Source organism: Paludibacterium sp. (assembly GCF_019232825.1).
Lineage (GTDB): Bacteria > Pseudomonadota > Gammaproteobacteria > Burkholderiales > Chromobacteriaceae > Paludibacterium.
In genome coordinates, this window is sequence record NZ_JAFAND010000133.1 from 25,381 (window position 1) to 47,918 (window position 22,538).

Sequence of the window (22,538 nt, forward strand, 5' to 3'; positions counted from 1 at the left end):
ACCACAAGAAAAGCAGACAACATGGATATGAAAACCCTTCTCCTGCTGATCGCGCTGGCCCCGCTGGCCGGGTCGATCATCGCCGGGCTGTTCGGCTGGGCGATCGGGCGCCGCGCCGCGCATGTGGTCACCATCACCGGTGTGGCCGTGTCCGCCGTCCTGTCGCTCAACGTGCTTTCCGGTTTCGTGTTCGGCCATGCGCCGGTGTTCAACGAGCCGGTGTACACGTGGCTGACGGTCAACGGCAACACCTATTCGGTCGGCTTCCAGATCGATGCGCTGTCAGCGATGATGATGGCGGTGGTCACCAGCGTGTCGCTGATGGTGCACATCTACACCATCGGCTACATGCAGGAAGATCCTGGCTACCAACGCTTCTTCAGCTATATCTCGCTGTTCACCTTCTCGATGCTGATGCTGGTGATGAGCAACAACTTCATCCAGCTGTTCTTCGGTTGGGAAGCGGTGGGCCTGGTGTCCTACTTGCTGATCGGTTTCTGGTTTAAACGGCCGACGGCGATCTTCGCCAACTTGAAAGCCTTCCTGGTCAACCGCGTGGGCGACTTCGGCTTCTTGTTGGGCATTGGTCTGGTGCTGGCTTATTTCGGCGGCTCGCTCGACTACAAGGACGTGTTCGCCGTGGCGCCTCAGCTTGCCGGCAAGACCATCGCGCTGATTCCCGGCCAGTCCTGGTCGCTGATGACGGTGACCTGCATCCTGCTGTTCGTCGGCGCGATGGGCAAGTCGGCGCAGTTCCCGCTGCACGTCTGGCTGCCGGATTCGATGGAAGGCCCGACGCCGATCTCGGCGCTGATCCACGCCGCGACCATGGTGACCGCCGGCATCTTCATGGTGGCGCGCATGAGCCCGCTCTTTGAGCTGTCGGACACCGCGCTCAACTTCGTCATGATCATCGGCTCGATCACCGCGCTGTTCATGGGCTTCCTCGGCGTGGTGCAAAACGACATCAAACGCGTGGTGGCTTACTCGACGCTGTCGCAGCTGGGTTACATGACCGTGGCGCTCGGCGCTTCGGCCTACTCGGTGGCGGTGTTCCACGTGATGACCCACGCCTTCTTCAAGGCGCTGCTGTTCTTGGCCGCGGGTTCCGTGATCATCGGCATGCATCACGATCAGGACATGCGCAATATGGGCGGTCTGCGCAAATACATGCCGATCACCTGGCTGACGTCGCTGATCGGTTCGCTGGCGTTGATCGGCACGCCGTTCTTCGCCGGGTTCTACTCCAAGGACTCGATCATCGACGCGGTCAACCAGTCGCATTTGCCGGCAGCCGGATTCGCGAGCTTCGCGCTGACCGCCAGCGTGTTCGTGACCGCGCTGTATTCGTTCCGTCTGTATTTCATGGTGTTCCATGGCCAAGAGCGTTGGAAATTGAACGTGCATGAGCACGAAGCCGGCGCCCACGACGAGGACGAACACCATCACGGCCTGGGGCCGAACGACAACCCCCACGAATCGCCGTGGGTGGTGACGCTGCCCTTGGTGCTGTTGGCGATCCCGTCGGTGGTCATCGGCTATCTGGCGATCGGCCCGCTGGTCTATGGCGATTTCTTCCAGGGCGCGATTTTCATCGACGCCGTCAAGCATCCCGGCCTCGCGCATTTGGGCGAGGAGTTCCATGGCCCGGTCGCCATGGCGCTGGAATCGCTGCGTTCGCTGCCGTTGTGGCTTGCCGCCGCCGGCGTGCTGACCGCCTGGATCGGCTACATGAAGGCGCCGCATTTGCCGGGCGCGATCCAGCGCCGCGTCAACGCGCTGTATGTGCTGCTCGTCAACAAGTACTACCTGGACGAGCTGTATTTCGCCGTGTTCGCCAAAGGGGCGCGCGCTGTCGGCAACGCACTGTGGAAGGTCGGCGACATGCTGTTGATCGACGGTCTGGTGGTCAACGGCTCCGCCGCGATGGTCGGCGCGTTCTCGCGCCTGACGCGCCGGCTGCAGACCGGCTTCATCTACAGCTATGCCGCCACCATGATTTTGGGCGTGTTGGCACTGATGACCTATTGGTTCGCACCGCTGATCTTGCGTTGAGCCACGAAAAACCGGGATTAAAAAACACAAGGTTTCGACTATGTTGACTAACGTTCTGAGTCTGGTGATCTGGGTGCCGATCCTGTTCGGCCTCTTGGTCCTGGCCACCGGCGACGACAGCCGGGCGGGCCTCGCGCGCTGGATCGCCCTGGTGGGCGCGCTCGCCGGGTTCCTGCTCGCGCTGCCGCTCTTTACCAGCTTTACCGAACTGCATGGCGGCATGCAGTTCGAGGAAATGCATCCCTGGATCGAGTCGCTCAACATCAACTACCATCTGGGCGTGGACGGCATCTCGATGCTGTTCGTGCTGCTCAACAGCTTCACGACGCTCCTGGTGGTCATCGCCGGCTGGGAAGTGATTCAGAAACGCACCGCCCAGTACATGGCGGCGTTCCTGATCATGTCTGGTCTGATCAACGGCGCCTTCGCCGCGTTGGACGCGATCCTGTTCTACGTGTTCTTCGAGGGCATGCTGATTCCGATGTACCTGATCATCGGCGTCTGGGGCGGCCCGCGCCGCGTGTACGCGTCGATCAAGTTCTTCCTCTACACGCTGTTGGGTTCGCTACTGATGCTGGTGGCGTTCATCTATCTGTACGGCAAGGCGGGCAATACCTTTGAAATCGCCGCCTTCCAGGATATGAAGCTGACCTTCGGCGTGCAGATCCTGCTGTTTATCGCCTTCTTCCTTTCCTTCGCGGTCAAGGTGCCGATGTGGCCGGTGCACACCTGGTTGCCGGATGCGCACGTGGAAGCGCCGACCGGCGGCTCGATGGTGCTGGCGGCCATCACGCTGAAGATCGGCGCCTACGGTTTCCTGCGGTTCGCGCTGCCGATCGCGCCGGACGCCTCGCGTTATCTGTCCGGCTTCATGGTGACGCTGTCGCTGATCGCGGTGGTGTACATCGGCCTGGTGGCGCTGGTGCAAAGCGACATGAAGAAGCTGGTGGCCTATTCGTCGATCTCGCACATGGGGTTCGTCACGCTCGGCATCTTCATGTTTGCCGGCAATACCCAGAACGTTTATGCGGTCGAGGGCGCGCTGATCCAGATGGTGTCGCACGGTTTCGTGTCGGCGGCCATGTTCATGTCGATCGGCGTCATGTATGACCGCATGCATAGCCGCAACATCGCCGACTACGGCGGCGTCGCCAACAAGATGCCGATCTTCGCCTCGTTCACGATGTTGTTCGCCATGGCCAATGCCGGTCTGCCGGCGACTTCCGGCTTCGTCGGCGAGTTTATGGTGGTGCTCGGCGCGGTGCAGGTGAACTTCTGGTACGCGGCGCTCGCCGCCACCACGCTGATTTTCGGCGCCGCCTACACGCTGTGGATGTTCAAGCGCGTGATCTTCGGCGAGGTGGCCAACGACCACGTGGCCGCGCTGAAAGACGTGAACAAGCGCGAGTTCCTGGTGTTGACGCTGTTGGCGCTGACCGTGCTCGGCATGGGGCTGTATCCGCAGGCCTTCATCGACAAGATGCACCCGGCGGTGAACGATCTGATTGCCCACGTGGCGCAAAGCAAGCTGTAAGGCAAGGAAAACACAATGAACTGGGCTACTTTGAACCTGACGCCGGCCTTGCCCGAGCTGTTCCTGCTCGCGGCGGTGCTGGTATTGCTTGTGGTCGACATGCTGATCAAGGACGAGCGCCGCTGCGTCATGTACGGGCTGTCGCTGTTGACGCTCGCCGGCTGCGCCGCGGTGCAGTACTGGGCATGGACGCCGGTGCCGGTGGAAACCTTCCACAAGATGTTCGTCGCCGATCCGCTGTCGGGCATCATCAAGTTCTTCCTGTACGGCGTGACCGCCGCGGTGCTGGTGTATACCCGCCAGTACATCGCCGATCGCCAGATGTTCAAGGGTGAGTATTTCACCCTGACGCTGTTCGCGTTGTTCGGCATGAACGTCATGGTGTCCGCTAGCCACTTCATGACGCTGTATATCGGCCTGGAGCTGCTGTCGCTGGCGCTCTATGCGCTGATCGCGCTGCGACGCGATTCGGTGCCCGCCACCGAGGCGGCGATGAAGTACTTCGTGCTGGGCGCGTTGGCCTCCGGGCTGCTGCTCTACGGCATGTCGATGGTGTATGGCGCCACCGGCTCGTTGGAAATCTCGACGATTGCCCGCGTGATCGCCTCCGGCAACGGTAACACCGTGCTCTTGGTGTTCGGTCTCGTATTCCTGGTGGCCGGCCTGTGCTTCAAGCTGGGCGCGGTACCGTTCCATATGTGGGTGCCGGACGTCTACCAAGGCGCGCCCACCGCGGTGACGCTTTTGATCGGGTCAGCGCCGAAGCTCGCGGCCTTCGTGTTCCTGGTGCGTATCCTTGGACAAGGCATGGAGGCGCTGTTGTCGCAGTGGCAAGGCATGCTGATGATCGTGGCCGTGCTGTCGATGGCGCTGGGCAACATCACCGCCATCGCCCAGACCAACATCAAGCGCATGCTGGCCTATTCGACCATTTCGCACATGGGCTTTCTGCTGGTGGGCTTCTTGACCGGCAATGCCGACGGCTTCTCCTCGGCCATGTACTACGCCATCGTCTACGTGCTGATGTCGATGGCGGCGTTCGGGGTGATCCTGGCGCTGTCGCGCGCGGGTTTCGAATGCGAGAAGATCGCCGATCTCAAGGGGCTGAATCAGCGCAATAGCTGGTATGCGCTCTTGATGCTGCTGACCATGTTCTCGATGGCGGGTATTCCGCCGCTGGCCGGCTTCTACGCCAAATTCGCGGTGATCCGCGCCGCCGCCAACGCAGGCCTCGTGCCGCTGGCGGTGTTTGCCGTGCTGATGTCGCTCATCGGCGCCTTCTACTACCTGCGGGTGGTCAAGGCGATGTACTTCGATGCCGCCGAGGACGACAGCGCGATCGAAGTGCGCGCCGACATGCGCGTGGTGCTGTCGCTCAACGCGCTGGCGCTGCTGGGGCTTGGCGTTTTGCCGCAGCAATTGGTGGCGTTGTGCATGAGCGCCGTCAAGCAATCGTTGACCATGTTCTGAGCGATGCCATGCAAGCTAGTGTGACGCTGTTATTGATCGTGGCGATCATCGCCGCCAATCTGCCGTTCTTGCTCACGCGCATCGGCGGCGTGCTGCCGGTGGCGCATAAACGCTTCGCCTGGCGTCTGTTGGAGTTCGTCGTGCTTTATCTCGGGGTCGGGCTGTTCGCCCGGCTGCTGGAGGCGCGGTTGATGCCGGTGCATGTGCAGGATTGGCAATTCTATGTCAGCACCTTCGCCCTGTTCGTGGTGTTCGCCTTCCCCGGGTTCACCTGGCGATACTTCTGGCGTGTGCGGCGCTGACGGGCGCCTTGCCTCAACACAGGCCCCTGTATTCCAGGGGCCTCAGGCTGTTGACTTAGTGGTTTGCGGCGATTCCGGAGGACCCGGCAAAGCCGGGCCTCGGAGACAACTGACTGATTTCTCAGCCTGTCCATCGAATCCCAATCCCCCTGCCCTTGCCCTGCAAGGGAGCCTCCGCTTCGCGGAGAAGGGTTTGTCAGCAAGCGGAGGCCCCTGGTATTCCAGGGGCCTTTTGTTTTTGCGGCAAACGGCCTGACATATTTCTTAATGTTTACCCAATAGATAAAACATGTTTTTCTGGCATAAATAGGAAAAGTCCTAGCAAAGCCAAACGTTAGGACGCAGAAAAACGAGATCAAACTTCACTTCCAGTGCATGAACGCGTCGCGCACTTCGCGCCAGCGGGCTGGTGTTTCACGACCACCGCAAGAAGGAACACGCTTCATGAACATTAAATCTACCCTTTGTCTGTTGGGCCTCGGTATCGCCTGTTTGACACAACCGGCCTTGGCCGATCATGACCATCACGACGGCGATCCGTATTGGCGCCGTGATGACGGCGGCTGGCATGGCGACATCCACCATTTCCACGAGCACGACGTCACGGTGTGGCGCGGCGGCAATTGGTATCACGGTCATCACGACGGCCGCGATGGCTGGTGGTGGATCGTCAATGGCCTGTGGTACTTCTATGCCGCGCCGGTTTACCCGTACCCCGATCCCTACACCCCGGCGGTCGTTGTCACCGCGCCGCAAGTCGCCGCGCCCGCGCCTCCGGCGCAAGTGTGGTACTACTGCCGCAATCCGGCGGGCTATTACCCCTATGTGCCGGCGTGCCGCCATTGGGAAATGGTGCCGGCGCAGCCTTGACGTTCGCGCCGAACCGCCTGGCCGTTGGCTGTGATTCATTGCCGATTATTGCGTGATCGGCCCCGTTTTACATCCGCACATGTTTTTTTACCCAGCGGCAATGCCCGGGCAACAACGTCCTGTCATAAAGAGAATCAGGACGTTTCGCATTCCGCGAGAAGGAGTTCACGATGAAATGGATCGGCAAGATCGCCGCCGCACTGATCGTCGGACTGATGGCCGCCAACGCGATGGCCGCGCATGTCGTGGTCGGTGTGGGTGTCGGCTTCGGCCCTTATTGGCGGCCGCCCGTCTATGTCGTGCCGGCGCCGGCCTATTACTATCCGCCGCCGGCTGTCGTGGTGCAGCCTGCGCCAGCGCCGGTTTATGTGCAACAGGCCCCAGCCAACGAGGTGTCGACCGCGCCGGCGCCGAGCAACACCTGGTATTACTGCGGCAAGCCGAAGGGTTATTACCCGTATGTGCCGAAATGCAAGATGCCTTGGCAGCCCGTGCCGGGCACCCCGCCACAAGAGGACGGCGCACCATGAAGCGAACCGCGATCACGCTGTGCAGCCTGTCCGCATTGCTGACGCTGACGGCCTGCGCCAGCTATCCGACTGGCCCGTCGGTGATGGTGATGCCAGGGGCCGGCAAGACGTTCGAGCAGTTTCAGGCGGATGACGTCAGTTGCCGCCAATATGCCCAATACCAGGGCGGCGGCGTCAGCACGCAGCAGAACGCCACCAATAGCGCGCTGACCTCGGCCGCGGTCGGCACGGTGGTCGGCGCGGCCGCCGGCGCTTTGATCGGCGGCAATCATCAAGGTGCCGGCGTGGGCGCGGGTGTTGGCTTATTGGGCGGCGCGCTGGCCGGCACGGATGCCGCCAATGCCTCGGCACGCATGACACAGCGCAGTTACGATCAAGCGTATATCCAATGCATGTACGCCAAGGGCGAACGGGTGCCGATGTACGGCGGCTTCGCGCGCGCCGAGACGCCGCCCGCGCCGCCGCCGCGTCGGGTATACGTGATGCCGCCGCCACCGCCGCCCGGCTGGTGAGCGGCCAGGCCGGCGTATCGAGCCAGTCCGATTAAGCGGGCTGGTTTTTTTGTATCCGCTGTGATGTCGTTGCATGTGCGGTGTCCTGTTTTGAGACAGGGCAATGCCGATTTTCCCTGAATGGCTCCCAACGCGGACCAGGCGCAGTAGGCTAAGGTCGGTCCGCCATGGGGCCGATTGCCAGACAGGTGGGGTGATACGATGGATCAGCAGGATGTGGTACGCGCCTATTACGGCGAAGCGCTGTCCGGCGCGCAAGATTTGAAAACGCAGGCCTGCTGTTGCCGCGACCTGGTTCCTGCCGCGCACCGCGTCATTCTCGCCAATATCGAACCGGAAATCTTGGCGCGCTTCTATGGTTGCGGCTCGCCGATTCCGCCCGCGCTGGCCGGGTGCCACGCGTTGGACCTGGGCTGCGGCGCGGGGCGCGACGCCTATTTGCTATCGGCCCTGGTCGGCGAAACCGGCTCGGTGATCGGCGTGGACATGACGGCGCAACAATTGGTGGTCGCCCGGCGACACCAACAGAGCCAGGCGCGCCGTTTTGGCCAGGCCCAGTCCAATGTCGACTTCCGCCAAGGGTACATCGAGGATCTGGCCGCGCTCGGCATTGCCGACGCATCGATCGACGTGGTGGTGTCCAACTGCGCGATCAACCTCGTGCCGGACAAGGCGCAGGTGTTCGCCGAGATTTTCCGCGTGCTGAAACCGGGTGGTGAACTGTTGTTTGCCGATGTATTCGCCAGCCGGCGCCTGCCGCCCGAACTGGCGGACGACCCGGTGTTGCTCGGCGAATGTCTGGGCGGGGCGATGTATATCGAGGATTTCCGCCGGCTAATGGCCCTTTGCGGCTGGCCCGACTATCGGGTGCTGGTGAAGTGCCGCATAGACATCGGCAATACCGACGTAGAGGCCCGGGTGGGCGCGACCGATTTCTGGTCGATGACCGTGCGTGCGTTCAAGCTGGCTACCCTAGAAGATCGTTGCGAGGACTACGGTCAAGTGGCGGTCTATCGGGGCAGCATCGCCGACCAACCGCACCGCTTTGTCCTCGACGATCACCATACGTTCATCACCGGCAAACCGATGCTGGTGTGCGGCAACACCGCCGCGATGCTGCAGGAGACCCGATTTGCGGAACATTTCCAGATCATGGGCGACCGTTCGCGCCACTTCGGCTCCTTCGATTGCGGCGGCAGCGCCGAGGCGGCCGCGTGTGTCGGCGGCTGTTGCTAGAGGCGTGGGCTATGGGCGATCCACTGGATTTCATCGGCGAACTGATCGGCACTTTTCTGCTGGTGTGGTTCGGTTGCGGGGCGGTGGCGGCCACGGTGCTGTTTTCGGCGCACAGCGGCTTGTTTCAGGTGGCGATGATCTGGGGATTGGGCGTGACCGTGGCGATCTATGCCACGCGCCATCTTTCCTGTGCCCACCTCAATCCCGCCGTCAGCATCGCCATGGTGTTGGGGCGCCGCATGCCCGCCGCCAAGCTGCCCGCCTATCTGTGCGGCCAGTTTTTGGGCGCGTTTCTCGCCGCCGCGCTACTGTACCTATTGTTGGCGGACAGCATTGTCCAGTTTGAAATCGCGCATCAGATCGTGCGCGGCTCGGCCTCCTCCGTGCGTACCGCTATGATCTTCGGCGAGTTCTATGCCAATCCCGGGTCTAGCGAGGTGGCCATGGTGAGCCAGCTCACCGCGTGCTTGGCGGAGGCCGTCGGCAGTTTCGTGCTGGTGTTCCTGGTGTTCTCGCTGACGGAGGGGTGTAATCTGGGCCGGCCGGGGGACGCGCTGGCGCCCTTGTTCATCGGTGTGACGGTAACCTTGATCATTTCCGTCCTGGCGCCGTTGACCCAGGCCGGGCTTAATCCAGCGCGCGATTTGGCGCCGCGGGTCTTCGCCATGCTGGCCGGCTGGGGGCGGGCGGCGCTGCCCGATGCCGGGTTGGGATTTTTGACGGTCTATGTGCTCTCGCCGATCGGCGGCGGCATGTTGGCCGCCGCCGTGTTCAGCCGCGTGGTTGAGCCGCTGATGGTCAAGAAGAGCACGCAAGCTTGCTGCCGCCAGAAGGCGGGGATGGCGCCCGCCGTCAGTAGTAGCGCGCTTCTCCCTCGGGACGGGTTTTGAACCGTTTGTGTAGCCAGAAATACTGGTCCGGCTGCTCGCGGACGCGCGCTTCAAGGAAATCGTTCATGCGCTGGGTGTCGGCGACGACGTCGTCGCTGGGGAAGTCCTCCCAAGGCGGATAGAACTCCAGCTCGCAACGGTTGCCGACGCGACGGGCAATGGCCGGCACCACGGCGGCTTGGGCCAGTTGACTGATGCGCGACAGGCCGGTGATGGTGGCGGCGTCGATGCCAAAAAATTTGACGAAGATCGAGTCGCGCGGGCCATAGTCCTGATCCGGCAGATAGAGGAACGGTGCGTGGTCCTTGCGCATGGCTTTGATGATCGGCCGCAAGCCTTCCTGCCGCGAGACGATATAGGCGTTGTTGTAACGTTGACGCCCCTGATAGATCTGCGCGTCGAGCACGCGGTTCTTCTGCGCCGAATAGACGCTCACGAGCGGCAGATACTGGTTGAGCGCAAACACGCACAGTTCGAAGCCGACGAAGTGCGGGTAGAACAGAATGACGTTCTTGCCTTGCGCGCGCAGATCGGAGACATAGTGCAGGTTCTTGATGGTCACCAGGCGGTCGAGGCGTTCGGCGGAACTCCACCAGACCACGCCGTACTCCAGCATCAGTCGCATCATGTAGCGGAAATTGCGTCGCAAGAGCCGATGCCGCTCGGCATCGGTCAGATCGGGGAAGCAGAGCCGCAGGTTGGTCAGACCGACCCGACGACGCTCGGCGGCCAAGAGCCAGGCGATGCTGCCAAGCACCCAGGCCAAAGCGCCGATGACCGGCATGGGCAACAGCCGGATCAGCCACAAGAGCGCAAAGGCAATTTTCATTGTTGTCCTTTTTGTGCTGCCGGCGGCTCAACGCCCGCCGGGCATTTGTAACGGTTGTAACTCCACAGGTACTGCAGCGGGCATTCGGCGATGAGCTTCTCGATCGCCCGGTTGAGCACGGCGGCGTCCGCCGTTTTGTCGCCGCTAAACGGCTCGGGCAACGGGCGGATATGCACCTTGAAACCCGCGCCGGCAGGCAGCCGCTCGCCGTAGAACAGCAAGGTTTCCACCCCTTGGATTTGTGCCAGACGCGGCACGAGCGTCATGGTGTACGCCGGGCGGCCGAAAAACGGCGCCCATACGCCCTCGCCGTTGCCGGGGACCTGGTCAGGCAGGATGATGGTCGCCTCGCCGCCTTTGAGCGCCTTCATCAGCAAGCGCACGCCGGCGCCGGTCGCCGGCGCGGTCTTGCCCTTGCCGCGCGCCCGGCCGGCGTTCATCACCGGTTCGAGCCAGGAGAGCTTGGGCGGGCGGTACATGGCGGTCAGCGGGAAGGGCAGGCGATGGCTGATATAACGGCCAGCGATGTCGTAGCTGCCCAGGTGCGGGGTGACGAAGACCATGCCATGACCCGCCGCCATCGCCGCTTCGACGTGTTCCCAGCCATCGCAGTCGCGCACCATGCGCGCGATGTCCTGTGGCGAACGGCACCAGGCGATGGCCAGCTCAAGCGCGCCTTTGCCGGTTTCCACCGCGCATTGTTTGACGGCCTTGGGAAAAAGCTGATAGTTTGCAAGAATTTCGCTATGACTGAGATTTTCCTCCATGCGCGCGCGGTACGTCGTCGACATATGGAGGGTCAACCGGCCAAGCACGGCCCCCAGCGCTTGCAGCCAGCCTAGCGGCAAGCGCGCCAGCGCGGAGAGTAGCAGTTTCACCAGCAAAGCCATGGGTAGGGAATTGGATCTCGTTAAAGCGCCGTATTTTATCATCACGAATGCAGATTATTCGGGAAGCACATCAAAATGAGTGAATATTTGTTTACGTCCGAATCGGTTTCCGAAGGCCACCCAGACAAAGTGGCGGACCAGATTTCCGATGCCATCCTCGATGCGATCTTGCGTGAAGACCGCCATGGCCGCGTGGCGGCCGAAACGCTGGTGAATACCGGTCTGGTCGTGTTGGCCGGCGAAATCACCACCCACGCCAACATCGATTACATCCAGGTGGCGCGCGAGACCATCAAGCGCATCGGTTACGACAACTCCGAGCTGGGGTTCGATTACCACGGTTGCGCGGTGATGATGTGCTATGACCGCCAGTCGCCGGATATCGCCCAGGGCGTGAACGAAGGCCAGGGCCTCGACCTCGACCAAGGGGCCGGCGACCAGGGGTTGATGTTCGGCTATGCCTGCGATGAAACCCCGACGCTGATGCCGTTCCCGATCTATTACGCGCATCGGCTGATGCAACGCCAGGCGGAGTTGCGCAAGGACGGCCGCCTGCCGTGGCTGCGCCCGGACGCCAAGAGCCAAATCACCTGCGTCTACGACGCGGACACCGGCCTGCCCAAGTGGATCGACACCGTGGTGCTGTCGACCCAGCATAGTCCGGACATCGACCATAAGGCGCTGACCGAGGCGGTGATCGAGGATATCGTCAAGCCGGTGCTGCCGCCGGAAATGGTGACCGCGGAAACCAAGTTCCTGATCAACCCGACCGGCCGCTTCGTCATCGGCGGTCCGATGGGCGATTGCGGCTTGACCGGACGCAAGATCATCGTCGATACCTATGGCGGCGCGGCGCCGCATGGCGGCGGCGCCTTCTCGGGCAAGGACCCGTCCAAGGTGGACCGTTCCGCGGCGTATGCCGGCCGCTACGTGGCGAAGAACATTGTCGCCGCGGGGTTGGCGCGCCAGTGCCAGATCCAAGTTTCTTATGCTATTGGTGTGTCTCAACCGACTTCGATCGCGATCGATACCTTCGGCACCAACCGTATCCCGAACGAGCAGATCGTCGAGCTGGTCAAACGCCATTTTGACCTGCGTCCGAAGGGCATCGTACAGATGCTGGATCTGCTGCGTCCGATCTACGGCAAATCCGCCGCTTACGGCCATTTCGGCCGTGAAGAGCCGGAATTCACCTGGGAGCGTACCGACAAGGCGGAAGGCCTGCGCGCCGACGCCGGTCTGTAATTGATCTTTTCCGGGAAGCGCTGCGAGACGCTTGGCGTCCCAGGCCCGGTTCAAAACGGCGCTTACCTGATAAACCGTGCCGAGGCACGGGAGGACAGGTAAGCGCGTTTCCCGCCTCCCCCTCGGCCACGTGCAAAGGAAGACACGATGGCTGATTTCACCGATTTTCTGGTTGCCGATATCCAGCAGGCCGACTGGGGCCGCAAGGAACTCGACATCGCCGAGACCGAAATGCCGGGTCTGATGGCGCTGCGTGAGGAGTATGGCCAGTCGCGGCCGCTGGCTGGCGCACGCATCGCCGGTTCGCTGCACATGACCATTCAAACCGGCGTGCTGATCGAAACGCTGGTGGCGCTGGGCGCCGAAGTGCGCTGGGCGTCGTGCAATATCTTCTCCACCCAGGACCATGCCGCTGCCGCCATTGCCGCCGCCGCTATTCCGGTGTTTGCGTTCAAGGGCGAGGGGCTCGACGAATACTGGGAATTCACCCACCGCATCTTCGAGTGGCCTGCCGATCAGCCTGCCAACATGATTCTCGATGACGGCGGCGACGCGACGCTATTGTTGATGCTGGGGGCGCGAGCCGAAAGCGACCGAAGCGTGCTTGCCCATCCGGCCAACCCCGAGGAAACGGCACTGTTTGCCGCGATCGGCCGCCACCTGGAAAGCGACGGTCAGTGGTATTCGAAGCGCCTGGCGCATATTAAGGGGGTGACCGAGGAAACCACTACCGGCGTGCATCGGCTCTATCAGCTGCAGAAAGAAGGGCGCCTGCCTTTCCCTGCGTTCAACGTCAATGACTCCGTCACCAAATCCAAGTTCGACAACCTGTACGGCTGCCGCGAGTCGCTGGTTGATGGCATCAAACGCGCCACCGACGTGATGATCGCCGGCAAAGTGGCGGTGGTTGCCGGCTACGGCGATGTGGGCAAGGGCTGCGCGCAAAGTCTGCGCGGGCTGGGGGCGACCGTCTGGGTGACCGAGATCGACCCGATCTGCGCGTTGCAGGCGGCGATGGAAGGTTATCGTGTGGTGCAGATGGATTGGGCCGCCGACAAGGCCGACATCTTCGTCACCGCCACCGGCAACGTCAACGTGATCAATCACGCGCATATGAAAGCCATGCGCAATCAAGCCATCGTTTGCAATATTGGCCATTTCGATTCCGAGATCGAGGTGTCGAGCCTGCGGCAATACCGCTGGGACAACATCAAGCCGCAGGTGGACCACATCGTGTTCCCGGACGGTAAGCGCATCATTCTGCTGGCGGAAGGCCGGCTGGTGAATCTGGGCTGCGCCACGGGCCATCCGAGCTTTGTCATGTCGAACTCGTTCACCAATCAGGTGTTGGCGCAGATCGAGCTGTTCCAGCGCGGCGGTCAGTACCAGAAGCAAGTCTATGTGTTGCCCAAGCACTTGGACGAAAAGGTGGCGCGTTTGCATCTGAAGCGCATCGGCGCCGTATTGACCGAGCTTTCCACTGAGCAGTCCGCCTATATCGGCGTGCCGCGGCAGGGGCCGTATAAGCCGGATCATTACCGCTATTGACCTTGTCCGGGCAGGCAGGGCGGCCGTGATCCACAAGAAGCCGCCCGCCCGCGCCGGATGACGCACAGGAGAAGCGCGAGGAGAACATGACAGACCCGACATCCAACTACAGTTTCGAATTCTTTCCGCCCAAGACCCCCGAGGGCATGACGCGGCTGCAAAATACGCTGCGGCAGCTCTCGCCGCTCAAGCCGGCCTTTTTCTCGGTCACCTTCGGCGCCGGCGGCAGCACGCGCGAGGGGACGCTCGCTACCGTGCAGGAGATCCGTTCGCAAGGTTTGGCGGTCGCACCGCATCTCTCCTGCATCGGTTCGACGCGCGCCAATATTCGCGCGGTGCTCGATGCTTATCGCGACCATGGCGTACGCCGTATCGTGGCGTTGCGTGGCGACATGCCCTCTGGCATGGTCGAGGCCGGCGAATTCCGCTATGCCAATGAACTGGTGGAATTCATTCGCGCCGAGACGGGCGATCATTTCCATATCGAGGTGGCCGCTTACCCCGAATTTCATCCGCAGGCGCGCTCGGCCGAAGACGATCTGAACAATTTCGCGCGTAAAATGCGCGCCGGCGCCAATTCGGCGATCACACAGTATTTTTTCAATGCCGACAGCTATTTCCGCTTTGTCGACGAAGTGCGCGCCCGCGGCGTGGAGGCCCCCATCGTGCCCGGCATCATGCCGATCGCCAATTTTAGCCAGATGTGCCGTTTTTCCGATGCCTGCGGCACGGAAGTGCCGCGCTGGCTGCGTCTGCGCATGCAAGCCTATGGCGACGATGTGGCGTCGGTGCGCGCGCTCGGGCTCGACGTGGTGACCGAATTGTGCGATCGCCTGCTGCAGGCCGGCGCGCCTGGCTTGCACTTCTATACGTTGAATCAGGCGGGGACCGTGTCGACCATCTGGCAGCGCTTGGGACTGTAGGCGCGCACGTCCTACTGACGAGAACAGCGCTACGGAAGCGGGGCTGTTCTTTTTTTTTGCGTGTGACGTGGCAAATCTGCCACATATAAATCATGGGGTTATCACGGCGTTGTACGCCTAATTTCATGGCGTGCGGCGTTTTATAATCATTTAATGATTATAGGATTAATCCTAAAAAATATGTTATGTCATTGACCTGGGGGTGGGGGCTGGGTATCTTGGATGCACGGATCACACAAATGCCATATAAGGCGGGATCCGGATCATTTACTTAAGGAGAATACCATGTTGAACCTGCTGACCCAAATGCGTCTGGCTTGGAGCGTCTATCATCGCCAAGGCCGCCGCTATGCGCGCTAACCCATTGGTTGGAAAATGAAACGGGCGACTTTCAAGTCGCCCGTTTTTGTTTTGTCGGGTATTGGTTATTTTTTTGCGAAAACAGGCGAATCTGACATTGTGCCTTCCTGGGGTGGTCGACGGGCGCTAGCCAGTGCAGTTTCGTCCCGAGGCTTTGGCGCGGTACAACGCGGCGTCGGCATCGGCGATCATCTGATCGATGCTGCTGTGGCGTTCGGCATCAATGGCTGCGGTGCCGAGACTGATGGTGATGCGATCGGCGATGCGGGAGCCGGGGTGGGCCAGGTTGAGCGCCCACACCGCCATGCGCAGCGCCTCGGCCCGCTTGCGCACCTCGAGATGGTCGAGTCCGGGCAGCAGCACGGCGAACTCCTCGCCGCCGATGCGGGCAGGCAGTTCGCCCGGATAGGTGAAGAACGACGTCAAGAGCGCCGCCAGCTGGCGAAGACATTGGTCGCCAGCCTGATGGCCGAGGCGGTCGTTGTATTCCTTGAAAAAGTCGATGTCGAGCATGATCAGCGCGAAGGGCTCGTTCTTGCGCCGCGCCTTGTCGAAGGCCTGGCGCTTCTCCTCGTCGAAATGGCGCCGGTTGGCGAGCCCGGTCAGACTGTCGGAGAGGGCCATGCGCGCCAGGTGCGCATTGGCCTCCTCCAGTTGTTGCTGAGTCTCGGACAAGGCATGCAGTTGCTGACGGCGGATGATCATATTGGCGAACATGTCGCCCATGAGGCGCACGAGGACGAGCTCTTCATCGCGCCATTGACGCGCGCGGCGCACCATGTCGCAACCGAAGACGCCCACCGGCTGGTCAAGATGGTCGATACGGATCATCAGCAGGCTTTCGATATCGCTCGGTGTGCTCTCTTGGGCGGCTATCGGTATTTGGCGGCAATGGGGGATGTTCAACACCCCTTCGCGCAGAAGCGTGGCAAAGAGCGCCGGGCGATCCGATAGCGGCGCGAAGCCGAGGCCTTCGACACCGGCGGCGACGCCGTCGGCCTGCCATTCGTGCACCATGCTGACGACCTGGAGGTGGTCGACCCCGATCAGATAGCAGCGGTCGACTTCCATGAAAGTGCCGATTTGCGCCAGCGCGCCATCCATCGCCTCGTCGACCTCGTCGAGCGGGATGTTGATGAAGCGCGAGGAGATGGCGGAGATCAGCTGCTGGAAGCTCAATAATTGGTCGAGGCGCGCGGTGCGCTCTTCCACCCGGTTCGCCAGTTCGTCGCGGGCCTCCTTCAATGCCGTTTCATAACGCTCGCGTTCCGCCAGGTGCGTATTGATGCTCGATCGCATGGCATTGAACGAGGCCAGAAGCTGGGTCATCTCGTCCTCAAGCTCGGTCTGATACTGTAGCCGGAAGGGGGGCGCGGGCTCTCCCGGCACAAAGGCGCGCGCCGCTTGGGCGAGTTGCTGTACCGGCATGATGAAGCGCCGCCGCAGGATGAAGATGATCAACAGGGCCAGCGCCATGAAGTCCAGTGTGCGCTGTGCCATGCTGGTGATGAGGTCGCTGGCTATTTCGCGCTGCACGGGCGTGTTGGAAACGTACAGTGTCAGCGTGCCGAGCGATTCGGCGCCATTGCGATTGAGGCGGACGTCCAGGCGATAGATATTGTGGTGCCCGCCGCTCGCGTGCGGGCTGCGGTAATGCAGACGCTGGCCGAGTCGGGTCTCCAGCGTGACCGCCTCGACGCCGTTGATGGCGCTGATGCTGGCCAGTTCCTGTTGAATGGTGGGGAGCTCAACGTCCCAGACGCTTTGCGCCAGTAGCGGCATGTAGAGCGCATTGACCGTGCCGGGGATCTCGGCCAGCCGCTTCTGTCCTTGATAAAACAGCATGCCGGCACGCACTGCGCTGACCACGAGCCAGAACAGGACGGCATAGAACAAGATTTGCTGCAGCACCTGTAGCGCCAGCGATTTGAACCGCATCAGACTTCCTTGCGTCGGGTGCCCGGTGCGCGGGCGGAACGGGGAGGCCGAAGCGGTGCCGTTCCGCTCCGGCCGAAACACTATCGCAGATGATTGAGCGGCAGCGCGGTGGTCCGCTTATATTCCTTGAGGACAAAGCTGGACTTGACGTCCTCAACGCCCTCCTGCTGCAGCAAATCGTTCATTACGAAACGCGAAAAGTGTTCCATATCCTCGAAGTGCACTTGGAGCAGATAGTCCATTTCTCCCGTCATGGCGAAGCAGTTGACGACTTCGCTCCACCGCTGAACGGCTTCGACGAAAGTTTGATTGTGCAAATTGCCCCGTTTTTCCAAGGTGACGCGTACAAAGGCTTGTAGCCCTAAACCGATCTTGGCCGGATCCAAAAGCGCAACATATTGGCTGATCACCCCCGACTCTTCCAGCTGTTTGAGGCGGCGCAGACAGGGGGACGGGGATAATGCGACCCGTTCTGCCAGTTCCACGTTGGTTAATCTGCCGTTGAGCTGCAGTTCCGCCAGTATTCTCAAGTCGGTCTTATCTAGTGTAAGACTTGGCATCTCTTGTCCTTTTCCTTGGTTATGTTGAAATTTTGTTCTTTTATTTTGGCATTATAAGACATGTTCGCTAGGAAATTGGCGAAAGACTTCTCTAGAATAAAATGCCTAACATGCTTATTTTACACGCGTAAGTTATCTCTTCGGAATCAATAAGTAAGGAAAAGATGCAATGTATACCACTGATGCGGGCTTGGTCCGTCAGGACATGAAAATGGCATCGGTCGATGAGTGCGATATTCACCGCGCCTCGGTGCCAGTCTACAGTGATGTCGAGCATCAAACTTGGGCCACGTTGCTGGCCAATCAGCAACGTGTGCTGCCAGGGCGCGCCTGCCGGGAATTCATGACTGGCTTGGAGACGATCGACTTCCCGCGCGACCATATTCCGCGGCTGGCGGACATCAGCGACCGCGTCGAAGCGGCGACCGGCTGGCGGCTCGTCCGGGTGGACGGCATTGTGCCGGATGACGCCTTCTTTGCGCTGTTGGCTTCGCGCCACTTTCCCTCGACCGATTTCATCCGCAAGCCGGAAGAGCTGGGGTATACCCCCGCGCCGGACATGTTCCACGATCTCTTGGGGCACGTCCCACTGCTGACCGACGCGCGCTTCTGCGCCTTTTTCGAACGTTTCGGCCAGGTGGGTGTGCGCGCGTTCGAACTCGACCACCCCGCTAAAACTTGGTTGCCGCGCTTGTATTGGTACGCCGTCGAGTTTGGTTTGATCCGGGAGCGGGGCGAGCACCGTATCTATGGTTCCGGCATTTTGTCCTCCCCGGACGAGGTGTTGTTCAGTCTGTCGGACGCGACCGAAAAGCGGCGCTTCGATGTTGGCGTGATTGCCGCTGAGCCGTACGACATCTGGCACATGCAGCAGAAGCTGTTCGTCATCGACAGCTTCGACCAGTTGGAAGACGAATTTGCCCACTGGGCGGACAAGCTGTTCTGAACGATTTTTCGGCCGATGTCCCGCAGAGGATGGCCGTTACCATGAGACAACAACGGAGAAATGGTATGGATCTGATCAACCCGATGGCCACCGACGGTTTTGAGTTCGTCGAATATACCGCTGCCGATGCCGCTGGGGTCGCCAAGCTCGGCGAGCTATTCCGCTCGCTCGGTTTCGCCGAGGTCGCGCGTCATCGTCACCGCAACGTCACCTTGTTCCGCCAGGGCGATATCAACTTCATCGTCAACGGCGAGCCTGTGCCGCCCTTTCTCGACTTTGCCCGCGCGCACGGACCGTCGGTATGCGCGATGGCTTGGCGCGTCAAGGAAGCCGCCCATGCCTACGATTACGCGCTGGCGCATGGCGCCAAACCCTACGCCCACCCCGTCGGGGCCATGGAACTCAATATCCCGGCGATCGAGGGCATTGGCGGCTCGGCGATCTATCTGGTCGACCGTTACGGCGAGCGCAATATCTACGACGTCGATTTCGCGCTATTGCCCGGGGCGTCTTGGCAGGTGCCGGGCGCCGGGCTTGGGCAAATCGATCATCTGACGCACAACGTCGCGCGCGGCAATATGGATGTCTGGGCCGGTTTTTATAGCGGCATCGCCAACTTCCGCGAAATCCGCTACTTCGATATCGAAGGCAAGTTGACCGGGTTGACGTCGCGCGCCATGGTTAGCCCATGCGGCAAGATCCGTATTCCCATCAACCAATCGGCCGACGATAAGAGCCAAATCGAGGAGTTTCTGCGGCTTTACCATGGCGAGGGGATCCAACACATCGCCTTGTCGACGGAAGACATCTACGCCACGGTAGAAGCGCTGCGCGCCACCGGCGTGCGCTTTCTCGATACCCCGGATACGTACTATGCCCGCGTCGATGACCGCGTGCCCGGGCATGGCGAGGATCTGGCGCGCATGCGCGCGAACCGCATCTTGATCGACGGCGCGCCGACCCAGGGGGGCGGCACGTTGCTGCAGATTTTTACCGAAACGGTGATTGGGCCGGTGTTCTTTGAAATCATCCAGCGTAAAAACAACGATGGCTTCGGCGAAGGTAATTTCAAGGCGCTGTTCGAGTCGATCGAAGAGGATCAGGTGCGGCGCGGCGTCTTGACCGTTTGATCGCCTGGCGTGTGGCGGGCCAAGTAATTGTTTCTGCGCGGGGTTTTATTTTTCCTGCCCGAGGTTCGGAAAATTTCCGCCGAAATGCTTGACGGGCCAGGGATGCTCTGGTTAAATGGCGACCTCTGACGACGCACAGCCGTCGCCAAGTTGGCCAATTAGCTCAGTTGGTAGAGCAGCGGATTGAAAATCCGCGTGTCCTTGGTTCGATTCCGAGATTGGCCACCAGATTTCCAAAAAAGGACCCGACCAGGGTCCTTTTTTATGTTGTATTTCACTACCGCGCTGCGCGCAAAACGATCGAAAGCGCGACCTGTTTTTGCGTTGGCGATCCCTCTGCGTTTCTGGCGCGTGCCCCCATGTTACCCTGGCCGCGGTCACGACAGTTGCATGCCGAAAGGGCAGATGTGAAAAAAACGATCTGGCATGTTTTATCCTACGGTGCGGTATTGGCGCTGGCGGTGTTGGCGCTCGCTTGGATTCTCAGTCAAGGGCCGCGAGGCATGCCTGCCTTGACGATGGGGGGCGCTGCCGATTGGACCGGGCTTGCGCGCGATGTGCTGGCGAAAAACGCCAGCCTGCCGCTCGTCGGTCTGCTGATGCAAATGCTGGTTATCCTGGCGCTGTCCCGTTTGTGTGCGCGGCTATTGAAATTCTTCGGCCAGCCCTCGGTTGTCGGTGAGATGGTCGCCGGGTTGCTGTTGGGCAAATCGGTCTTCGCGCTCGTTTGGCCCGCCGGCTTTTCCATATTGTTTCCCGATCATGCGTTGCCGCAGCTGTATTTTTTCAGCCAGATCGGCCTGATCTTCTTCATGTTCCTGGTGGGGCTGGATCTGCGGTTGTCCCACCTGCGCGAGCGCGCGAGCGTTGCGATTCTGATTTCCCATGTGAGCATTCTGTTGCCCTTTCTGTGTGGCACGGTGCTGTCGCTCGGCTTGTATCGTTACTATGGCGCCACACGGGTGGCGTTCTCCTCGTTTGCCTTGTTCATGGGTATTGCCATGAGCATTACGGCCTTCCCGGTGCTGGCGCGCATCATCCAGGACAAGCAATTGACCGGGACTACGCTCGGCACGATGGCGATTGCCTGCGCGGCGGTGGATGACGTGACCGCCTGGTGCCTGTTGGCCGCGGTGCTCGGCATCGTCAAAGCGGGTTCGATGGGCTCCGCGCTCGTCGTGCTGAGCGTGGCGGTGGTGTTCGTGCTGTTCATGCTCAAGGTGATGCGGCCGCTGGCGCTTAAATGGCTGCGACCGGCCACCGTGGAGGGGAAGTTCTCCAGCGGCCAGTTGGCCTTTATCTTCTGCGTCGGCCTCGGCTCGGCGCTGGTGGCCGAAGTGATCGGCATTCATGCGCTGTTCGGCGCTTTTCTGGCTGGCGCGATCATGCCGCATCACGTGTCGTTCCGCACCAGCTTGAGCGCCAAAATCGAGCACCTGACCACCGTGGTGCTGTTGCCGATTTTCTTTGCCTATACCGGCATCCGCGCGCAGATTAATCTACTCGACAGTTGGCACGCCTGGCTTGCCTGCGGCGCCATCATCGTGTTCGCCACGGCGGGCAAGATGCTCGGCGCGAGCGGTGCCGCGCGCGTGGCGGGGATGCGCTGGCGCGACGCTTTGGCGCTGGGGGCGTTGATGAATACCCGCGGATTGATGGAGTTGGTCGTGCTGAACATTGGCTACGATATGGGGATTTTATCGCCGCAGATTTTCGCCATGATGGTGGTGATGGCGCTGGTAACGACCTTCATGACCGGACCGCTGTTGTCGCGCCTGCTGCCTGAACTGCGCCAGAAGCCTGCGGCGCCGATCGAGGCGGTTGTTCTTTAGCGTTGTGAACTGAGCCGGCCTGCGCTTGTCTATACCGCGGAAAGGTGGTTTATTTCTAATTTTTATGCGGATAGATTACATGAAACAGCGGAACAACTTTCTTCTGGCCGGCCTTTTGGCGCTGGCCGCCGTTCCCGCCCTGGCGGTCGAAGCCTCCGGGGTGGTGTCGACCGTCAAGCATGACGCCAAAACCGCCGGGCATGAGATCGCCGCCGGCGCAAAGCATGTTGGCCACGCGGTAGCCAAAGGCGCCACGGAAGCGGGCCATGCCGTGGCCAGCGGCGCCAAGGCCGCCGGGCAAGCGATCAAACATGGCGCCAAGGCGGTGGGACATGGCGTGGTCGAAGGGGTGGATACCGTGAAACAGAAGCTCGATCCCTCGGCAACGCAGCCCGCGGCGCCGGTAGAGCAGGGCAATCAGTAAGCGCTTATTCCTCGATCCAGGTTTCCTGCAGGTGCTTGAGCAGCGGTTTGCCCTCGCCGTCGCGCACGAAGGTCGCGGTCGAAATGCGCCGTTTGAATTGGTGCGGCGTGTGGCGCTGCTCCTCATAGGTGAAGACCGCCACGTCGTCGGTGGCGAGGACCAGGTCCAGGTCGACGATGTCGATATCCAGCTCGTCATGGCCGTCGATGGCGTCGATGACGGCTTTGGCCAGCGCCTCCCGTCCTTGGCGCCGTCCGGCCGGCGCGATCATTACGAATTCTGGGTGGAAATGGGAGAGGAATTTTTCCATATCGACCGGTGGCGCGCCGGGCGCGCCTTTGACCCAGGCTTCCACCAGTTCATGCAAGTCGAGAATGTCGCGCGCGGCGGCGTCGATGAAGCGGTTCATGCGCAAATCCCCTTAGTCGGTAGACGGCTCGTTTCACTATAGCCTCGTTGCGCCGCTTTGGCGGAGGTGCGGAGCAGGCGGGTTATCCGCTAGAATGACCGATCC

At 61.1% G+C, this 22,538-nt stretch carries 21 protein-coding genes, 1 tRNA gene and 1 riboswitch; of the genes, 17 read left to right on the top strand and 5 right to left on the bottom strand.

Features of this window, described 5'->3' with window-relative positions:
• The first annotated feature begins 21 nt into the window (after positions 1–21).
• The 9 genes from nuoL (at position 22) to JOZ06_RS17245 (ending at position 9,399) form a co-directional block, all read left to right on the top strand.
• The gene (gene nuoL, locus JOZ06_RS17205; protein ID WP_293234655.1) at positions 22–2,055 is read left to right on the top strand and encodes an NADH-quinone oxidoreductase subunit L; all 2,034 of its coding nucleotides are present in this window, start codon (positions 22–24) and stop codon (positions 2,053–2,055) included.
• Positions 2,056–2,095: 40 nt separating this feature from the next.
• A complete protein-coding gene (locus tag JOZ06_RS17210) occupies positions 2,096–3,589 on the top strand; it encodes an NADH-quinone oxidoreductase subunit M (protein WP_293234657.1) in 1,494 nt (497 codons plus the stop codon).
• A gap of 15 nt (positions 3,590–3,604) precedes the next feature.
• Entirely contained in the window at positions 3,605–5,059 is a 1,455-nt protein-coding gene (gene nuoN / locus JOZ06_RS17215) for an NADH-quinone oxidoreductase subunit NuoN (RefSeq protein ID WP_293234659.1), read from the top strand.
• An 8-nt stretch (positions 5,060–5,067) separates the two neighbouring features.
• Positions 5,068–5,361, top strand: coding sequence for a DUF2818 family protein (locus JOZ06_RS17220; protein WP_293234661.1), 294 nt, complete (start codon positions 5,068–5,070; stop codon positions 5,359–5,361).
• Positions 5,362–5,805: 444 nt separating this feature from the next.
• On the top strand, positions 5,806–6,231 hold the full coding sequence (locus JOZ06_RS17225; protein ID WP_293234663.1) for a hypothetical protein: 426 nt from the start codon (positions 5,806–5,808) through the stop codon (positions 6,229–6,231).
• Positions 6,232–6,401: 170 nt separating this feature from the next.
• Positions 6,402–6,761, top strand: a complete 360-nt coding sequence (locus tag JOZ06_RS17230; protein ID WP_293234665.1) for a hypothetical protein — start codon at positions 6,402–6,404, stop codon at positions 6,759–6,761.
• A complete protein-coding gene (locus JOZ06_RS17235) occupies positions 6,758–7,273 on the top strand; it encodes a YMGG-like glycine zipper-containing protein (protein WP_293234667.1) in 516 nt (171 codons plus the stop codon). The genes JOZ06_RS17230 and JOZ06_RS17235 overlap by 4 nt, the downstream gene beginning before the upstream one ends.
• A 201-nt stretch (positions 7,274–7,474) precedes the next feature.
• Positions 7,475–8,509: a methyltransferase domain-containing protein gene (locus tag JOZ06_RS17240; protein WP_293234669.1), complete on the top strand. Its 1,035-nt coding sequence runs from the start codon at positions 7,475–7,477 to the stop codon at positions 8,507–8,509.
• An 11-nt stretch (positions 8,510–8,520) separates the two neighbouring features.
• On the top strand, positions 8,521–9,399 hold the full coding sequence (locus tag JOZ06_RS17245) for an aquaporin (protein ID WP_293234671.1): 879 nt from the start codon (positions 8,521–8,523) through the stop codon (positions 9,397–9,399).
• On the opposite strand, the gene JOZ06_RS17250 is transcribed toward JOZ06_RS17245, so the two are convergent.
• Complete coding sequence (locus tag JOZ06_RS17250) at positions 9,362–10,228, bottom strand: lipid A biosynthesis lauroyl acyltransferase (RefSeq protein WP_293234673.1); 867 nt, start codon at positions 10,226–10,228, stop codon at positions 9,362–9,364. The genes JOZ06_RS17245 and JOZ06_RS17250 overlap by 38 nt on opposite strands.
• Positions 10,225–11,118, bottom strand: a complete 894-nt coding sequence (locus tag JOZ06_RS17255) for a lysophospholipid acyltransferase family protein (RefSeq protein WP_293234675.1) — start codon at positions 11,116–11,118, stop codon at positions 10,225–10,227. The genes JOZ06_RS17250 and JOZ06_RS17255 overlap by 4 nt, the downstream gene beginning before the upstream one ends.
• A gap of 75 nt (positions 11,119–11,193) precedes the next feature.
• Between JOZ06_RS17255 and metK the strand changes: the two genes are divergently transcribed.
• The 3 genes from metK to metF all read left to right on the top strand — a co-directional run bounded on the left by metK (position 11,194) and on the right by metF (position 14,834).
• On the top strand, positions 11,194–12,363 hold the full coding sequence (gene metK, locus JOZ06_RS17260; protein ID WP_293234677.1) for a methionine adenosyltransferase: 1,170 nt from the start codon (positions 11,194–11,196) through the stop codon (positions 12,361–12,363).
• 6 nt (positions 12,364–12,369) lie between these two features.
• Positions 12,370–12,434, top strand: a riboswitch (S-adenosyl-L-homocysteine riboswitch).
• Positions 12,435–12,510: 76 nt separating this feature from the next.
• Positions 12,511–13,911 (top strand): adenosylhomocysteinase, encoded by a 1,401-nt coding sequence (gene ahcY, locus JOZ06_RS17265; protein WP_293234679.1) that lies wholly within the window; start codon positions 12,511–12,513, stop codon positions 13,909–13,911.
• Positions 13,912–13,997: 86 nt separating this feature from the next.
• Complete coding sequence (gene metF, locus JOZ06_RS17270; RefSeq protein ID WP_293234681.1) at positions 13,998–14,834, top strand: methylenetetrahydrofolate reductase [NAD(P)H]; 837 nt, start codon at positions 13,998–14,000, stop codon at positions 14,832–14,834.
• A 486-nt stretch (positions 14,835–15,320) separates the two neighbouring features.
• Here the strand turns inward: metF and JOZ06_RS17275 are convergent, their stop codons facing one another.
• A complete protein-coding gene (locus tag JOZ06_RS17275) occupies positions 15,321–17,132 on the bottom strand; it encodes a diguanylate cyclase (RefSeq protein ID WP_293234683.1) in 1,812 nt (603 codons plus the stop codon).
• An 80-nt stretch (positions 17,133–17,212) separates the two neighbouring features.
• The gene (locus JOZ06_RS17280) at positions 17,213–17,692 is read right to left on the bottom strand and encodes an Lrp/AsnC family transcriptional regulator (RefSeq protein ID WP_293234685.1); all 480 of its coding nucleotides are present in this window, start codon (positions 17,690–17,692) and stop codon (positions 17,213–17,215) included.
• A gap of 169 nt (positions 17,693–17,861) precedes the next feature.
• Between JOZ06_RS17280 and JOZ06_RS17285 the strand changes: the two genes are divergently transcribed.
• The 5 genes from JOZ06_RS17285 to JOZ06_RS17305 all read left to right on the top strand — a co-directional run bounded on the left by JOZ06_RS17285 (position 17,862) and on the right by JOZ06_RS17305 (position 22,024).
• Positions 17,862–18,638: a phenylalanine 4-monooxygenase gene (locus tag JOZ06_RS17285; protein WP_293234687.1), complete on the top strand. Its 777-nt coding sequence runs from the start codon at positions 17,862–17,864 to the stop codon at positions 18,636–18,638.
• A gap of 65 nt (positions 18,639–18,703) precedes the next feature.
• Positions 18,704–19,768 carry a 4-hydroxyphenylpyruvate dioxygenase gene (gene hppD / locus JOZ06_RS17290; protein WP_293234689.1) on the top strand — a complete coding sequence of 355 codons (1,065 nt, stop codon included), beginning with the start codon at positions 18,704–18,706 and terminating at the stop codon, positions 19,766–19,768.
• Positions 19,769–19,920: 152 nt separating this feature from the next.
• Positions 19,921–19,996, top strand: a tRNA-Phe gene (locus JOZ06_RS17295).
• Between the two features lie 179 nt (positions 19,997–20,175).
• On the top strand, positions 20,176–21,600 hold the full coding sequence (locus JOZ06_RS17300; protein WP_293234691.1) for a cation:proton antiporter: 1,425 nt from the start codon (positions 20,176–20,178) through the stop codon (positions 21,598–21,600).
• 79 nt (positions 21,601–21,679) lie between these two features.
• The gene (locus JOZ06_RS17305) at positions 21,680–22,024 is read left to right on the top strand and encodes a hypothetical protein (protein ID WP_293234693.1); all 345 of its coding nucleotides are present in this window, start codon (positions 21,680–21,682) and stop codon (positions 22,022–22,024) included.
• A gap of 4 nt (positions 22,025–22,028) precedes the next feature.
• On the opposite strand, the gene JOZ06_RS17310 is transcribed toward JOZ06_RS17305, so the two are convergent.
• Positions 22,029–22,433 carry a nuclear transport factor 2 family protein gene (locus JOZ06_RS17310; protein WP_293234695.1) on the bottom strand — a complete coding sequence of 135 codons (405 nt, stop codon included), beginning with the start codon at positions 22,431–22,433 and terminating at the stop codon, positions 22,029–22,031.
• Positions 22,434–22,538: the final 105 nt, after the last annotated feature.

Bases quoted from the DNA above. Each gene is read 5' to 3' on its own strand.
- nuoL (WP_293234655.1), top strand. From the start codon at position 22: ATGGATATGAAAACCCTTCTCCTGCTGATCGCGCTGGCCCCGCTGGCC.
- JOZ06_RS17210 (WP_293234657.1), top strand. From the start codon at position 2,096: ATGTTGACTAACGTTCTGAGTCTGGTGATCTGGGTGCCGATCCTGTTC.
- nuoN (WP_293234659.1), top strand. From the start codon at position 3,605: ATGAACTGGGCTACTTTGAACCTGACGCCGGCCTTGCCCGAGCTGTTC.
- JOZ06_RS17220 (WP_293234661.1), top strand. From the start codon at position 5,068: ATGCAAGCTAGTGTGACGCTGTTATTGATCGTGGCGATCATCGCCGCC.
- JOZ06_RS17225 (WP_293234663.1), top strand. From the start codon at position 5,806: ATGAACATTAAATCTACCCTTTGTCTGTTGGGCCTCGGTATCGCCTGT.
- JOZ06_RS17230 (WP_293234665.1), top strand. From the start codon at position 6,402: ATGAAATGGATCGGCAAGATCGCCGCCGCACTGATCGTCGGACTGATG.
- JOZ06_RS17235 (WP_293234667.1), top strand. From the start codon at position 6,758: ATGAAGCGAACCGCGATCACGCTGTGCAGCCTGTCCGCATTGCTGACG.
- JOZ06_RS17240 (WP_293234669.1), top strand. From the start codon at position 7,475: ATGGATCAGCAGGATGTGGTACGCGCCTATTACGGCGAAGCGCTGTCC.
- JOZ06_RS17245 (WP_293234671.1), top strand. From the start codon at position 8,521: ATGGGCGATCCACTGGATTTCATCGGCGAACTGATCGGCACTTTTCTG.
- JOZ06_RS17250 (WP_293234673.1), bottom strand. From the start codon at position 10,228: ATGAAAATTGCCTTTGCGCTCTTGTGGCTGATCCGGCTGTTGCCCATG.
- JOZ06_RS17255 (WP_293234675.1), bottom strand. From the start codon at position 11,118: ATGGCTTTGCTGGTGAAACTGCTACTCTCCGCGCTGGCGCGCTTGCCG.
- metK (WP_293234677.1), top strand. From the start codon at position 11,194: ATGAGTGAATATTTGTTTACGTCCGAATCGGTTTCCGAAGGCCACCCA.
- ahcY (WP_293234679.1), top strand. From the start codon at position 12,511: ATGGCTGATTTCACCGATTTTCTGGTTGCCGATATCCAGCAGGCCGAC.
- metF (WP_293234681.1), top strand. From the start codon at position 13,998: ATGACAGACCCGACATCCAACTACAGTTTCGAATTCTTTCCGCCCAAG.
- JOZ06_RS17275 (WP_293234683.1), bottom strand. From the start codon at position 17,132: ATGCGGTTCAAATCGCTGGCGCTACAGGTGCTGCAGCAAATCTTGTTC.
- JOZ06_RS17280 (WP_293234685.1), bottom strand. From the start codon at position 17,692: ATGCCAAGTCTTACACTAGATAAGACCGACTTGAGAATACTGGCGGAA.
- JOZ06_RS17285 (WP_293234687.1), top strand. From the start codon at position 17,862: ATGTATACCACTGATGCGGGCTTGGTCCGTCAGGACATGAAAATGGCA.
- hppD (WP_293234689.1), top strand. From the start codon at position 18,704: ATGGATCTGATCAACCCGATGGCCACCGACGGTTTTGAGTTCGTCGAA.
- JOZ06_RS17305 (WP_293234693.1), top strand. From the start codon at position 21,680: ATGAAACAGCGGAACAACTTTCTTCTGGCCGGCCTTTTGGCGCTGGCC.
- JOZ06_RS17310 (WP_293234695.1), bottom strand. From the start codon at position 22,433: ATGAACCGCTTCATCGACGCCGCCGCGCGCGACATTCTCGACTTGCAT.